Genomic DNA, 13,788 nt, shown 5'->3' with positions numbered 1-13,788 from the left:
GTTGGACTCAAGCGGCGAGCGGCGCGCCGAGGAAGTCACCGAAAGCCTGGTAGAAGCCGGGCTCGTTATCCCAGGGGATCATGTGGCCGGCGTCCGGCACCCGGGTTTCCAGCAGCCCCGGCCGCAGCGATTTCAGTTCCTCGACGTCCCCCGGCAGCACCACCTCCCCGCGCGCGGCCGTGATCAGCAGCGTCGGCACCTGCACATGAGGCAGGTCCGCGTGGATGTCGTCGGTATGAAAGCCCTCGAAACTGGCCAGCATCGCGCGCTCGTCGCAGGTATGCAGCCATTCGGCACGTAGCTGGCGCTGCTCCTCAGTCCACGTGGGGCAGAAGCGGCGCATGCCTTCGGCATTGATGCCCTGCATGGCCAGGCGGATTGAATCGACATACCACGGCAGTTGGGCCGGGTACGGCCGGCGGCCCGGGCCGGAGACCGGCGGGTCCACCATCACCAGCCGAGTCAGCCCAGCGGGCCGGGAGCGCGCGGCGCGGATGCCGATGCGGCCGCCCATGGAATGCCCGACGATCTGGTACCGGCTGAGCCCGAGCGCCTGGGCAAACGCGATCACGTCGGCGGCCTGCGCATCGAGGCTGTAGTCCAGTTCTGGCCCGGCGGAGGACAGGCCTCTGCCGCGCACGTCGAGGACGTAGGTATCGAAGCGGGTGCCAAACTGCGCGCCCACGAAGCCCCACGTGATGGCCGGGCTCGTGATGCCCGGCACAATGATGACGGCATCGCGCGCATCGCGGCCGTCACCGCTGCCGCCGTAGCGCAGGTAATGCTGGCGGATGCCGTTGGCGTGCACATTGCCGCCATACAGGAACATGCTCATGGTGCGCCTCCGTTCAATAGGCACCGGACAGCAACGCGCCGCCACCGGGGACCACCGCCTCCAGGTCCAGCTCCTTAAGCAGCGCGTAGGTCGTGGCGATGGCCGCCGTAATGACCGGCTTTCCAGTCATGGCCTCGACCTTTTCCACAACCGGAAGCGACGGCATTTGCACGCAGGCCGACAGCACCACTGCATCCACATCGCGCGTGTTCATCGTGGCGACGATGCCGGGCAGCCGCGACGGATCGTGGCGGCCGACTTCAAGGTTGTCCGGAATCTCGAGCGCGCGCCACTCCACCACTTCAAACCCCTCATGCTCGATGTAGTCGACCACCAGTCCTGTCAACGGCTTCATATAGGGCGCCACCAGCGCGATGCGCTTCGCCCCGATCACCTTGAGCGCATGGACCAGCGCGCCCGCGCTTGTCACAACCGGCGCCGTGGCGCCATTTTCCTCGGTGCGGGCTTTCAGGCGCGTCTCGGACTGGCGGTGGTAGCCGCGCCCCATCGACATGATCGCGACCAGGCAGGCGTAACCCAGCACGTCAACGCGAGCGTCGCTCAGTTCCAGCGCGCAGCGGTCGGACTCGGCATCCATGGCCGCCAGCTCTTCCTTCTTGACCGTCTTCATGCGCATGCGGCTTGAGTGGAACGTGAAGCGCTCGGGGCGCACCAGTTGGCGCGCGGCCAGCATGGCCGGAATCTCGGTCTCCATGGTGGTGTTGGAACTGGGAACGATCTGTCCGATCCGGAAAACTTTCTGCACTTGTCACTCCATCGTCTGTGTCTTTGTCTACCCACCCGCCCATGCCGCACGGGACGCATGGCGCACGGTCCGTCGCCTTCCGGAAAATTCTAGTGTACACATCTTATTTTTACAACAAGCGATTTGTTGCTCTGCAACGCACTCATTCAGTGCTTTCTGAATGAATGAATCCCGTCTATGGCGCATTATTTCGCCATTCATGGGCATTGATTTTTCTGCCTCGTCATCTTTTAAGGGTTTTCCATTACCTGCACACATGTCGGCTTTACTTGGAAATATGTGGTGTGTACACTCGATTTAACGTGACAGACTAACTCAGGAGAGACGTCGTGCAAGGGAATACTCGAATTGCTGTGATCGGTGCGGGCCTTGGCGGGACGGCTGCGGCCGCCCTGCTCCAGCGTGCAGGATTCAACGTGAAGCTGTACGAGCAGGCCCCAGCGTTCTCTCGGCTGGGTGCCGGCATCCACGTGGGCCCCAATGTGATGAAAATCCTGCGCCGCATCGGCATCGAGGACGCCATGAACGCGATGGGCTGCCACCCCGACTACTGGTACAGCCGCGACTGGAAGACCGGCGAGGTCGTGGCGCAGATTCCGCTGGGCGACTATGCGCTGTCCCACTACGGCGCCAGCTATCTGACCGTGCACCGTGGCGACTTCCACAAGCTGATGACCGACGCCGTGGACCCGGCCCGGCTGGCATTCAACAAGAAGCTGGAGCGCGTGGAAGACCTGGGCAATGTGGTCCAACTGACGTTTGCCGATGGTTCGGTGGAAGAGGCTGACATCGTCATCGGCGCGGACGGCGTGAATTCCCGCCTCCGCGAGCATCTGCTGGGCGCCGAGCCCCCCAAATACACCGGCTATGTGGCGCACCGCGCTGTGTTCCCGATTTCGCGCGTCAAGGGTTTCACGCACGACCGCTGCACCAAGTGGTGGTCCGATGATCGCCACATGATGGTCTATTTCGACACGAGCAAGCTGGATGAGATCTACTACGTGACGGGCGTGCCCGAGGCCGATTGGGACATGAGCCGGAGTTGGGTGCCGAGCAGCGTCGAGGAGATGCGCGCCGCCTTCGACGGCTGGCACCCGGGGGTGCAGTCGCTGATCGAGGGTACGGTCGAGGTGACCAAATGGCCGTTGCTGGAACGCGATCCGCTGCCGCTGTGGAGCCGCGGCCGCCTGGTGCTGCTGGGCGATGCCTGCCACCCGATGAAGCCGCACATGGCCCAGGGGGCCGCCATGGCCATCGAGGACGCGGCCATGTTGACCCGCTGCTTCGCGGAAGCCGGTTTGCAGGACCACGCCTACACGTTCGCGCTGTACGAGGCCAATCGCGCCGAGCGCGCCGGCAAGGTGCAGAAGGTATCGCACGATAACACCTGGCTGCGCACCAACGAGAACCCCGACTGGTGCTTCGGTTACGACGCGTTCTCGGTGGCCCTGCGCGAGCCGGCGTCCCGGCCTGTTCCGGCAGCCGCTTGACTCCCCCGCAGGGCGCCCAACGATGACCGCATCCCGTCCCCTGATGCTGCGCGTGAACCGGACGTCGCACGATGTCCGTGTCGATCCGCAAACGCCGTTGCTCTATGTTCTGCGCAATGACCTCGCCTGTAACGGTCCGAAGTATGGATGCGGGCTGGGCCAGTGTGGGGCCTGCACGGTGCTAATCGATGGCGTGGCGGCACGGTCGTGCATTGTGCCCGCCGGCGCGGCCGTGGGGCGTGCCGTGACCACGCTGGAAGGACTCGGCACCCGGGCGCAGCCGGACCCGGTTCAGCAGGGCTTCATCGACGAGCAAGCGGCCCAGTGCGGCTACTGCCTCAACGGAATGATCATGAGCACGAAGGCGCTGCTGGCGGTGAACCCGGACCCGAGCGACGCCGAGATCCGCGAGGCGCTGCGGTTCAACCTGTGCCGCTGTGGCACACACATGGAAATCCTTCGCGCAGTGCGGCGCGCCGCAGCGTTACAGCGCGAAGCCGACGCGCGACGCGAGTTCGAGGCAGTCCGATGAACGCGCGCACGCACGACACGGTTCGACTGGCGGTGCCGGCTGCGGTGCTGCATGGCTACGTGGCGCGTCCGGCCGGCGGGGCCGCCCGCCTTCAGCGCTTCGACGCCGATCTGGCGCGCCGCTGCGCCGGCGTGGTCGACATTGTCGCGCGTGGCAACTTCCTGGCGGTCGTGGCAGACACGCGCCACCAGGCCAAGGCCGCGGCGGCGGCCTTACAGCCTGTCTGGCGGGCCGACACGCCCCCCGCCCAGCCCATGCACACCCGGACGGTGCGCATCGCCTCCCGTGGCGATGCGGCAACTGCACTGGCGCAGAGCGCGCAGCGTGTCGACGCGAGCTACCGCTGGCCGCTGCTGAGTCCGCGCATCGACGCCTGCGGCACGGCAACAGCCGAATGGCGCCACGGAACGTTGCATGTGTGGCTGGCTTGCACGCAGCCAGCCGCGCTGCGGACGTCGCTGGCGGCGTTGCTGGACGTCCCCGAGAGCCGGGTCCTGATTGTTTGCGATCCCGACCCGACGGCGCGCCATGACAACTATTGCGCGGCCCAGGCGGCAGCCGATGCGGCGCTGATGACCCAGGTAGTAGGCCGGCCAGTGCAGGCGGAATGCCACGCGGCAGACCTGACCGGCGCGTCGGCGCACGTGACGCTGGTAGTCAGCGGCGCGCTGGCCCCGGAGTCGGCCTATCGCATCGCCGCAAGCGCGCCAGCGCATGCTAGCCAGCCCCTTGCCCTGGCGCAAATCGGAACGGCATCGCCGGCGGCCGACGACGTTGCGGTCGATCCGGGCCTGGTGCCGCCGTATGCGGTGGAGCACCTGGACGTCACGGCCACCCTGCCCATGGATGTGCCTTCGGACATCGCCGCGCGAGGCCAGGTATTCGCCCACGAATCCCACTGGGACGAACTCGCCGTGCGCGCCGATCTCGATCCGTTGGCTTTGCGGCTCCGCTCGCTGGAAGACTGCACCGGCACGGAACTGATCAAACGCGTCGCCGCCCAGTCCGGTTGGCGCGGACCGCTGCACGGCCGCGCAAGGACGGACGAAGGGGTTCGACACGGACGTGGCTTTGCCTACGCCAGCGTCGTCGACGTCGAGGATGGACGCCCCGCCCGCACGTGGTCGGCCTGGGTGGCGGACGTCGAAGTCGACAGCCGCACAGGCGACGTCAGCGTCACGCGCGTGACGGTCGGCCACGAGCGCGAAGTCACCCGCAGCGATGCGCCGGCACGGCCCACATCGCTCAAGGACGACGTAACCGTCGCCGCGCGGCAGCTCACCGCTGGCGGCAGCGCATACGATGCTTGGGGCGATGACGCGACAGCGGAACCGGCGTTTGCGCTGGCCACGCACGCAACCGGTGTGGCCATGGCAGCGCCGACACAGATCGACGTCGTTGGCTCTTTGGCCGGCAGTGCGGCGGCGACGCTGCCGGCCGCTGCCGCCGTCGCCAATGCGATCCATGACGCAACGGGCATTCGTCTGCGCGAGCCGCCATTCAGTGCCGGCCAGATTCGCGAAGCATTGGCCACGGCATCCGCCGCGTCCGATGAGACAGCGCGCCAGCGAGCAGGCAAGCGCCGCTGGCTGGTTGCCGTGCTGGCGCCGCTGACGGCGCTGGCCGGCCTGTTTGCCACCGTGATGCCATGGCGGGCACCCATCGCGCCCGTGGCGCCCACCGGCCCCGGCTTCTATTCGGCCGCCACCATCGAACGCGGTCGGCTGGTAGCCGCAGCCGGCGATTGCGCGGTGTGCCATAGCGTCCCAGGCGGTGCCCGCAACGCCGGCGGACTGGGACTGGAAACACCGTTCGGCACGGTCTACAGCACCAACATCACGCCCGATGTCGAAACCGGCATCGGCAACTGGTCGTACGCCGCGTTTGAGCGCGCCATGCGCGAGGGTATCCATCGGGATGGCCGGCGCCTCTATCCGGCCTTCCCGTACACCGCGTTTGCCAAGGTGAGCGATTCCGACATGCAGGCGCTCTACGCCTACCTGATGTCGACCGAGCCAGTGGCGTCGCGCCCGCCCGAGACGCAGCTCGCGTTCCCATTCAATCTCCGCCCCGCGCTGGCCGGTTGGAATGCGCTGTTCCACCGTAATGCGCCGTACGAGCCTGATGCCAGCCGGTCTGCGTTGTGGAATCGCGGCGCATATCTGGCCGAGGGGCTGGGGCATTGCAGCGCATGCCATTCGCCACGCAACGCGCTGGGCGCCGAGAAAGGCGGCAAGGCGTACTTGACCGGCGGCGAGGCCGAAGGGTGGGAAGCGCCGGCGTTGACCGCGCTGTCGAAGTCGCCAGTGCCGTGGACGGAAGACGACCTATTCCAGTACCTGCGCACTGGCTATGCCGCCCGCCACGGCGCAGCGGCCGGGCCGATGGCACCGGTGGTCGAGAGCTTGCGCGAACTGCCTGCCAGCGATGTGCGCGCGATTGCCCACTACGTAGCGTCGTTCCAGCCACCGGCGCCCGACGCGCCGGACGTGGCGACCGTTGAGGCGCGCAGCGATGCGGCGGCGCTCCGGCTATCGGGCGCGACCGACCGTCTTTACCAGAGCGCCTGCGCGGTGTGCCACCAGGGCAATGCCGGTGTGCCGCAGTTCGGCGTGAAGCCATCGCTGGCGCTCAATAGCAACCTACACAGTGTGCGCCCGGACAACGTGATCCAAGCGGTGCTGCACGGCAGCGACACGCCGCCGCAGTCGGGCATTGGCTACATGCCAGGGTTCGCGGACAGCTTCGACGATGCCCAGGTAACCGAACTCGTGCATTACCTGCGCCAGCGTTTCGCGCCGGGCCAGCCGGCATGGCACGACGTGGAAGCGACGGTCGCCAGGATAAGGCAGCAGCCCAAGCACTAATGTAGCGCTCACTACATCAGTGCCGATGTCCGGCACAAGGCGGCCGCACGCACCGGAAACAGGCGGCGGCGCGCTGCCAATGTGCCTGAAGTTGACCAGCAGTACACAGAATCGATAGCAATCGATCGCCATTCGGCTGGCGCGGACCTTGCGACCCCAGCAATGCCGCCCGGCACGGCCAGATCTCGGGTAGACAAACCACGGCGAACACGCCATAAGGAGCGACAATGCAATCCCCGTATCAAGACTCTGCGGCTGCCCTGCCCCCCGTGGCGGCCGCAACGCCTGACATTTACCGTGAGGACGTGCGCGTTGACCGCCTCGGCCTGAGCGCCCGCCATGGCGCCGCCGGCACGGCAGGCCAAGCATCGCTGGAAAGCGGCATCCAGGCCGCAGGCGTGGGCAAGTTCCAGTATCGGCTCTTCGTGATCTTCGGCTTGGTATGGCTGGCCGACGCGATGCAGGTCCTGTCGATCGGCTTCAGCGCACCGTCCATTGCCAAGACGTTCGGCATCACCGTGCCCCAGGCGCTGCAGACCGGCACGTTCTTCTTCGTGGGCATGCTGATCGGCGCGTTCTTCTTCGGACGCCTGGCCGATCGCATCGGCCGCCGGCCCGTTCTGATGATGGCCGTGGTCATCGATGCCGTGTGCGGTGTGGCATCGGCGTTTGCCCCGGAACTGACCTGGCTGCTGGCCCTGCGCTTCCTCACCGGCATCGGCGTAGGTGGCACGCTGCCCGTCGACTACACGATGATGGCCGAGTTCCTGCCCAGCGACCGACGTGGCCGATGGCTGGTGCTGCTGGAATCGTTCTGGGCCGTCGGCACCATCTGCCTGGCGCTGCTGGCGCTGGCGGCGCTTTCGTATGGCGATCAGGCATGGCGCGTGATCTTCCTGGTCACCGGCATTCCGGCATTGATCGGCGTGGTGCTACGCTTTTACATCCCCGAGTCGCCAATGTTCCTGAACCGCAGCGGCAGGTCCGACGAGGCCCGCAAGGTGCTGCAGCGCGTGGCCAAGGTGAATGGCCGCGACGTCGACATCCCGCCGCTCAAGTCCGAGCCGGTTGCCCCGAAGTCGGTCTTCGCGCTGTTTTCCACCAGCTTCCGGCGCCGCAGCATCGCCCTGCTGGCCGCCTGGGCGCTGATTTCGATCGCGTACTACGGCGTGTTTGTCTACCTGCCGATCAAGCTGAGCGCGGAAGGCTTTGCGTTCATGCGCGGCCAGGTGTTCCTGGTGGTGCTAGCGATCGTGCAATTGCCCGGCTTCGCGCTATCGGCCTATGGCGTGGAGCGCTGGGGTCGGAAGCCGACGCTGATCGGATTCCTGCTGCTCAGCGCGGTGGGTTGCATGCTGTACAGCCTGGGCACCTCCCCGACCGTGGTTATCGGCTCGACGCTGCTGATGAGTTTTTCGTTGCTGGGCACTTGGGGGGCGCTGTACGCGTTCACGCCCGAGGTCTACCCCACGGACCTGCGTGCCACCGGCATGGGCACCGCGGGCGCCGTGGCACGCTTCGGCGGCCTGTTCGCGCCGGCCATCATCGCGCCGGTCATGGCCTCGCACTTCACGCTTGCACTGGTGATGATCTCGACGATGCTGCTCGTCGGCGCGTTCGCCATCGCGGCCGTCAACGTTGAATCGAGGAATCGCGCGCTGGACTGAGCGCGTGGCCCGTGACATCCGACCGGGCGTTCCGGGTGGCGCACCATGAACGAAATGACAATCGGCGAGCCTTCCGCAGCGCGATGAAGTACTGCCACGTGCAGCACGAGGGCCGCCTCAGCACTATTGTCTTTGCCGCCGCTGAAGGCGACGACGGCGGGGTGCCGAGCCCGCAACAGCGCGATGATTGCCGCGATTGCCCGGTCGATTGCTTAAACTGTCGAACTGGTGCTGACCGTGGAAGCGGCCCCGGAGCCGCCCGTGGCTGTGGCGCCCGATATCGCGTTCATACCGACCGTGCCCTACGGCAACACGCTGATGATGGCTAGGACAGTGGGCTTGTGGTCACGTTCTGGAACACGGGGCAGGACGTCTACGGACCTTTCCGCTCGCGCGCCGCAGCAGCCTGGCGCCCCAGCGCCTCAGCCGCCCGGCTGAATAGGGACGGCCACGGTCGACACGCGCCAGCCGCCAGGCTGGCCGGTCAGCGTGGTCAGTGTCAGCGGCGCGATGTCCAGCCGCGTGGCAGCCCGCGCCGGCGCGCCCCGCGCATGCACCACCAGCGCGCGGATCACGCTCGCATGGGTCACGGCCAGCGTCGGTCCCGGCGCGCAGGCATCGATCCAGCGCGCCGCGCGCGACGCCACGGCCAGCAGCGATTCACCGCCGTGCCCGGCCATCGCCGGATCGGCCAGCCATGCGGCCAGCGCGTCCGGCGCCGATGCGGCCACGTCCTTGAGCGACTGGCCTGTCCACTTGCCGTAGTCCACCTCGCGCAACTCGGCGTCGGCGGCGGCCTCCAGCCCCAGCGCCTCGGCCGTGGCGCGCGCCACGGGGGCCGGACTGCGTGAGACGCGGGGCGAGTCCCCGCCTATCATCGCCAGCAGCGGATCACGCAGCGTCGGCAGACCTGCCAGATCGGCCGCATCTGGCAGGTCTAGCGCCGTGTTGGCCGGAAAGCGGCCGGTGCGCAGCGCGGCGGTGGCGGGGACGCAAAGCAGGGCGATGCGGGAAGTCATGCGGCGGGTCCGGGAGTCGATTAGAATGCACGGATTCCGAAGGGAGGAAGCCGGTGGAATTCCGGCACGGTCGCGCCACTGTAGAGTCAGACCTTCCCTGCGGGCAACGATCCGTGACAGGACGCGCCATCCTCAAGGAGAAATCCCATGCACGCAAGTGCCATCGCCACGCCGGCCGCCATCGCGCCGGTATCCCTGCCTGTTTCCATCCCCGTCCGCGAACTGCTGCCATGGGCCGTGTTCGGCGGCATGCTGCTGCTCCTGGCTATCTATTTCGTGGGTGTCGAAGCGGGCGCCATGGCGGTCTTCAACACCATGTACGTGCATGAATTCGTGCACGACGGCCGCCACCTGCTTGGCTTTCCTTGCCACTGAGGCAGTCGCCCCATGGTGAGACGTCTGCTGGTCCGCGGCATGGTCGCGGGCTTCCTGGCCAGCCTGCTGGCCTTTGGCTTTGCGCGCGTGGTGGGCGAGCCGCAGGTGGCGCGTGCCATCGCCGTCGAGGAACAGGCCGCCCATGAGATGGGCGGCAGCCACGCGCACGAGATGCCGGAACTGGTGAGCCGCGAGGTGCAGTCCGGCGCGGGCCTGTTCGTCGGCGTGGCCGTATTCGGCAGCGCGCTGGGCGGGCTGTTCGCGCTGGTGTTTGCCTACGTCTACGGCCGCATCGGGCGGCTCGATGCGCGCGCCACGTCGGTGCTGCTGTCGCTGCTGGGCTACGTGGCCATCGTGGTCGTGCCGTTTCTGAAGTACCCGCCCAATCCGCCGGCCGTGGGCGACCCGTCCACCATCGGCCTGCGCACGGCGCTGTTCTTCACGATGATCGCCGTTTCGCTGGTGGCGATGACCGTGGCGGTGGCGGCGGCGCGCCGACTGCTGGCGCGGGCCGATGCGTGGACGACGTGGCTAGGTGCCAGCGCGGCGTTCGTTGTGCTGGCCGGGGTGGCGCATGCCTGGCTGCCCGGCATCGACGAGGTGCCGAACGGCTTTCCCGCTACGCTGCTCTGGCAGTACCGGGTAGCTACCTTCGGCATACAGGCCGTGCTCTGGGGCGGGCTGGGACTGATCTTCGCGCGGCTGGCCCAGCCGCTGATGGCGGGCGGGGTGGCGCCGGCGCGCTAACCGGCCCTTACATCGACGCGGCGCGCACGTCGTCGGCGGCGGACACGAAGCGCCGCTGCCGCATCCACTTGGTCGCCACCCATTTCTCGCCGCGTGCCGCTGCGGCCGCCGCACGCACCGTGCGGCCGTCCAGCTGGCCGCCGTCGTCACAGTACTCGAAATAGAGCGCGTTGCCCTTGCGCGGCAACACCGACAGGCCGATCTCGGGAAACACGACCTCGCCGCCTTCGGGTACGTCGTTCAGGTAGATCACCATCATGCTCACGCGCTGACCTGATTCGACGAGTGATCCGGCATCACGAAGTCGAAATGCGGGACGGCTCTGGGCGTCGGGGTCGTAGTGCAGCGCTTAAGGAAGACACCTTCATAGCATTCCATAGCATCGGAGACAAAGGAAATGCCCGCACCCTTTCGGGAAGCGGACGTCTCGCATGCGCATGATGGTTGCCGGCGAGCCGACGTCACCGAGCTCCTTTCGCACTGCGCGGGCGTGACGTTGACGCCGGCGGCGCGGAGGGCATTATTGGCGGAGGGACCGCAAGGTGGATGCTTGACATGCCGATCAGTGGCGTACGCTCAAAGGGCAATTTCGCCACATCGCTTGAGTGCCCGCCATGCAACTTGCCCTCTTCCCACACCACACAAGGGTCGAATTTGATCCGGCGGCGCCCGCTCTAGTGGTTCTAGCCTGTTCTGGGAAGAAGGCTGCGATCCGCTCCCCTGCTCTGCAGCTGTACCAGGGCGTGATGTACCAGACCTACCGCACCCACACTCCATGCAGCGGCGCCACGCCTGCGATGGTGATCCTCTCTGCAAAATATGGCTGCGTATCGCCGGACGACACGCTGGACCCTTACGATTTGAAGATGACATCTGCCCGCGCAGACGAGTTTTTGGCGAGGCTGCACCAGTCCGTCGTGCAGGTGGCCTGGGCACGCTTGGCCAGCAGAGTGCTCCTCGGAGGTGGCCAAACCTACCGGCGCGTGATGCGCGCTGCGATTAAGCTGGTCGGCGCGGAGCGCCTGCCCATCGAGGATGTCGGCGGCGGTATCCGCAACCAGCGCTCTCAACTTGCTCGTTTCCTCGCTGGAATGGCCCCGCAGTTTGTCGAGCAGATTGGCTCGCATCCAAACGGCAACCCGGTGTTTCGGCGATATGGTCCATTCGAAGTGGGCGCCGAGGTCGAACTCCAATACCGGGCGATTCCAGGTTCGACGACCACGCCTGCGCACGTTCTTTCGCTCTTTCCGGGGCCTATGGGGCCGACCGCAGAGGTAGAAATCGCTTGCGATGTGAAAGGTCGCATGAGAGGGAGTACTCGCTGGGTCAGCGTAACGGACTTGGGGCTACCGTCATGAGCATCGAGGCCGAAAACCAGCGCATCTTGAGTGGGGAGGCCCAACGCCTCGCGGAACATCTGGACGGTACGGCCGAGCAGTTGCTCGCCCTCGCCTTTGCCGGCTACCACGCTTGGACAAGGAATCGTCGACTCCATTTTCCCGAGAGTCGCCGGCACACCCTTTTGCTTGAAATACTGCGTTACTGCGCAGACGAGCATCTACTCGAATGCCCGCCGCTTGAGCTGAGCCGCGTGGAAGCAGTGGAACAGGCGACGGACGCTTACTACCCCCGTTACGCGCGCCTTCGGCGGGCGCCGCGTTCGGGCAGGCCACCCCTCCACTTGCAAGCAGATCGCGTCGCGAAGCGACGATAGGTTTGCTAGGCAGGCAGCTTTCAGTATATAAATTAGTCATGGATAAACTGTGGCTTTCCGATCCTCAACGGGCGTATGCCGACTGGCAGGCCCGCGAAGCCGCTGGCGCTGACCGGCGGCCGTTCTCCCAGCAATCCATCGTTCAGCATCGGGCGATGTTCGACAGGTTCTACCGGTACCTGGTCGGCCGCGGTGCGACGTTGGCCAGCTTCGGCGCCGATGTCCTCGATGGCTTCTGGCGCGACGGCGATGCCGCAAACTACTCGCCAGCGACGCGCATGCGTTATCTCAAGTTGGTCGATCGCCTCTGCAGGCATCTTGTGGCCATCGGCGTACGAGATGCCAACCCTGCCAGCGAACTCGTACTCGGTCAGCACTGGCCCGTCGACGACCCCGATGTCCTGTTCCTGCCCGAGGACGTCGATCGAGACCTGCAGGAATTCGTACGGCCGCAATCCTCCGACGATCCGGCCACCCTGCAGAAACGGGCGATCATCGCGATGTTCCTCGGCACCGGTGTCACGGCCAGCGAAGGCCGCGCGGCGCGCATCCAAGACCTGAACCCCCACGCATCACCGCCATATCTCCACGTACCTGCGCGCCCGCCCAAGCTATCCCGAACCATCCATCTGGAACCCTTTGCGGTCGCGACACTGAGCGCATGGCTTGGTGAGCGCCCTGCTTGGCCAGCCGCAGGCGATCTCCTGTTCTCACTTCAGCGCACAGGTACGCCGATCACCGCCATGAGCCTTGGCAAGATCGTTCGTGAGGCATTCGCCGCGGTTGGCCACGATGCCGAAGACATGGGCCCGCGGATCCTGCGGAACACCTACTGCCGGCGGCTGTTGATTCGTGGCGTTGCGCCCGACGAAGTTACGGAACGGCTGGGCCTGGCGAGCAACAGGACGGTTGCACGAATCGTCGCGACACTCGACGCGCCTGAGAGCCAGGATCGCCCCCCTCTTTAGCCGGGAGGCCGTCGCAAGCCTGCTACGCCATACTCGCAGCTCGAATTTCCGGACAAACGAACTGAACAACACCGGGAGAAGCAGCATGGTTACCACCCTCGCCTGGGCGCTGTACGCCCTCACCCTCTTGGCCGCGCTTTTTGCGGGCCTGCGCTGGATTATCACGAACGACCCGAGCTCCGCATGGGTCGAGTAACGATCTGCTTGGCCGCCTTGGCCATGATCGGCGCTTCGCTGGGCACAGCCCATGCCTTTACGAAATGCCAGCGCGCCAGCCGAGTGTTGTACACGCAGGATCTCTACTGCCCAACAGGTTATTCTCCGATTGCCAGCACCGCCGTCGGGACGGTCTCTACTATCGGCAAAAGTGAAGGCGTGCGCCGGCAAGAGCAGGAGTACCTCGAGGCGCGCGCGAGCACGTCTCGCGCGGGGGCGCAGAACGCCACTGCTACCACGTCCGCACAGGCCCAGCCACAGGCCGTAGCATGCGATGCGCTCGCCGAGCAGGCCAGGGCCGTTGAAGCTTCGATGCGACGCCCCAACCCATCGTCGTGGCAAGACAACCTGCGCCAGCAGCACCGCGTGATCCGCGACCAACAGTACCGGACGGGATGCTAGGATTCCGAAGGTCTGAGTATCGATTGATCCCGTTGCACAGTGAAACAAGCCAGTCCCAAAACGTCGCAGCGCGCGGCGGCCGTCCTTACCAGGCTTCGCGCCGCCGCCACACTGCAAGGCTTCGTCTGTCACGGGGTCACTTCAGAAAACGGACAATATTGCCCAGTAAGACCTTTCTATGGCAGACGTT

General features: G+C 66.1%; 14 protein-coding genes and 1 riboswitch. Of the genes, 10 read left to right on the top strand and 4 right to left on the bottom strand.

Features of this window, described 5'->3' with window-relative positions; all coding sequences use genetic code 11:
* Positions 1-7: 7 nt before the first annotated feature.
* A complete protein-coding gene (locus EPAKOI_RS25590; protein ID WP_423194723.1) occupies positions 8-835 on the bottom strand; it encodes an alpha/beta fold hydrolase in 828 nt (275 codons plus the stop codon).
* A gap of 13 nt (positions 836-848) precedes the next feature.
* Positions 849-1,601, bottom strand: coding sequence for a maleate cis-trans isomerase family protein (locus tag EPAKOI_RS25585; RefSeq protein WP_423194722.1), 753 nt, complete (start codon positions 1,599-1,601; stop codon positions 849-851).
* 329 nt (positions 1,602-1,930) lie between these two features.
* Between EPAKOI_RS25585 and EPAKOI_RS25580 the strand changes: the two genes are divergently transcribed.
* The 4 genes from EPAKOI_RS25580 (at position 1,931) to EPAKOI_RS25565 (ending at position 8,157) form a co-directional block, all read left to right on the top strand.
* Positions 1,931-3,091, top strand: coding sequence for an FAD-dependent monooxygenase (locus EPAKOI_RS25580; RefSeq protein ID WP_423194721.1), 1,161 nt, complete (start codon positions 1,931-1,933; stop codon positions 3,089-3,091).
* Between the two features lie 22 nt (positions 3,092-3,113).
* On the top strand, positions 3,114-3,623 hold the full coding sequence (locus EPAKOI_RS25575; RefSeq protein WP_423194720.1) for a (2Fe-2S)-binding protein: 510 nt from the start codon (positions 3,114-3,116) through the stop codon (positions 3,621-3,623).
* The gene (locus tag EPAKOI_RS25570) at positions 3,620-6,490 is read left to right on the top strand and encodes a c-type cytochrome (protein ID WP_423194719.1); all 2,871 of its coding nucleotides are present in this window, start codon (positions 3,620-3,622) and stop codon (positions 6,488-6,490) included. Before EPAKOI_RS25575 ends, EPAKOI_RS25570 begins: the two co-directional genes overlap by 4 nt.
* 371 nt (positions 6,491-6,861) lie before the next feature.
* Positions 6,862-8,157, top strand: coding sequence for an MFS transporter (locus tag EPAKOI_RS25565; RefSeq protein WP_423194779.1), 1,296 nt, complete (start codon positions 6,862-6,864; stop codon positions 8,155-8,157).
* A gap of 422 nt (positions 8,158-8,579) precedes the next feature.
* Here the strand turns inward: EPAKOI_RS25565 and EPAKOI_RS25560 are convergent, their stop codons facing one another.
* The gene (locus EPAKOI_RS25560) at positions 8,580-9,176 is read right to left on the bottom strand and encodes a histidine phosphatase family protein (RefSeq protein ID WP_423194718.1); all 597 of its coding nucleotides are present in this window, start codon (positions 9,174-9,176) and stop codon (positions 8,580-8,582) included.
* A riboswitch (cobalamin riboswitch) is annotated at positions 9,165-9,321 on the top strand. (Overlaps the previous gene by 12 nt.)
* 2 nt (positions 9,322-9,323) lie before the next feature.
* On the opposite strand from EPAKOI_RS25560, the gene EPAKOI_RS25555 reads away from it, so the two are divergent.
* Both EPAKOI_RS25555 and EPAKOI_RS25550 read left to right on the top strand, forming a co-directional pair.
* Positions 9,324-9,551, top strand: coding sequence for a CbtB domain-containing protein (locus EPAKOI_RS25555; RefSeq protein WP_124686850.1), 228 nt, complete (start codon positions 9,324-9,326; stop codon positions 9,549-9,551).
* A gap of 12 nt (positions 9,552-9,563) precedes the next feature.
* The gene (locus EPAKOI_RS25550) at positions 9,564-10,298 is read left to right on the top strand and encodes a CbtA family protein (RefSeq protein ID WP_423194717.1); all 735 of its coding nucleotides are present in this window, start codon (positions 9,564-9,566) and stop codon (positions 10,296-10,298) included.
* Positions 10,299-10,305: 7 nt separating this feature from the next.
* On the opposite strand, the gene EPAKOI_RS25545 is transcribed toward EPAKOI_RS25550, so the two are convergent.
* Positions 10,306-10,563: a hypothetical protein gene (locus EPAKOI_RS25545; RefSeq protein ID WP_423194716.1), complete on the bottom strand. Its 258-nt coding sequence runs from the start codon at positions 10,561-10,563 to the stop codon at positions 10,306-10,308.
* Between the two features lie 349 nt (positions 10,564-10,912).
* Between EPAKOI_RS25545 and EPAKOI_RS25540 the strand changes: the two genes are divergently transcribed.
* The 4 genes from EPAKOI_RS25540 to EPAKOI_RS25525 all read left to right on the top strand — a co-directional run bounded on the left by EPAKOI_RS25540 (position 10,913) and on the right by EPAKOI_RS25525 (position 13,598).
* Complete coding sequence (locus EPAKOI_RS25540) at positions 10,913-11,656, top strand: DUF6884 domain-containing protein (RefSeq protein ID WP_423194715.1); 744 nt, start codon at positions 10,913-10,915, stop codon at positions 11,654-11,656.
* Positions 11,653-12,012: a hypothetical protein gene (locus tag EPAKOI_RS25535; protein WP_423194714.1), complete on the top strand. Its 360-nt coding sequence runs from the start codon at positions 11,653-11,655 to the stop codon at positions 12,010-12,012. The genes EPAKOI_RS25540 and EPAKOI_RS25535 overlap by 4 nt, the downstream gene beginning before the upstream one ends.
* A gap of 38 nt (positions 12,013-12,050) precedes the next feature.
* Positions 12,051-12,980 carry a tyrosine-type recombinase/integrase gene (locus EPAKOI_RS25530; RefSeq protein WP_423194713.1) on the top strand — a complete coding sequence of 310 codons (930 nt, stop codon included), beginning with the start codon at positions 12,051-12,053 and terminating at the stop codon, positions 12,978-12,980.
* 183 nt (positions 12,981-13,163) lie between these two features.
* Positions 13,164-13,598: a hypothetical protein gene (locus tag EPAKOI_RS25525; RefSeq protein WP_423194712.1), complete on the top strand. Its 435-nt coding sequence runs from the start codon at positions 13,164-13,166 to the stop codon at positions 13,596-13,598.
* The last annotated feature ends 190 nt before the right edge of the window (positions 13,599-13,788 follow it).

It is taken from the genome of Cupriavidus sp. H18C2, from assembly GCF_049393795.1.
GTDB lineage: Bacteria > Pseudomonadota > Gammaproteobacteria > Burkholderiales > Burkholderiaceae > Cupriavidus > Cupriavidus pauculus_C.
The sequence above is the reverse complement of the archived record's forward strand: the minus strand, read 5'-3'. Positions and strand labels throughout refer to the sequence as shown.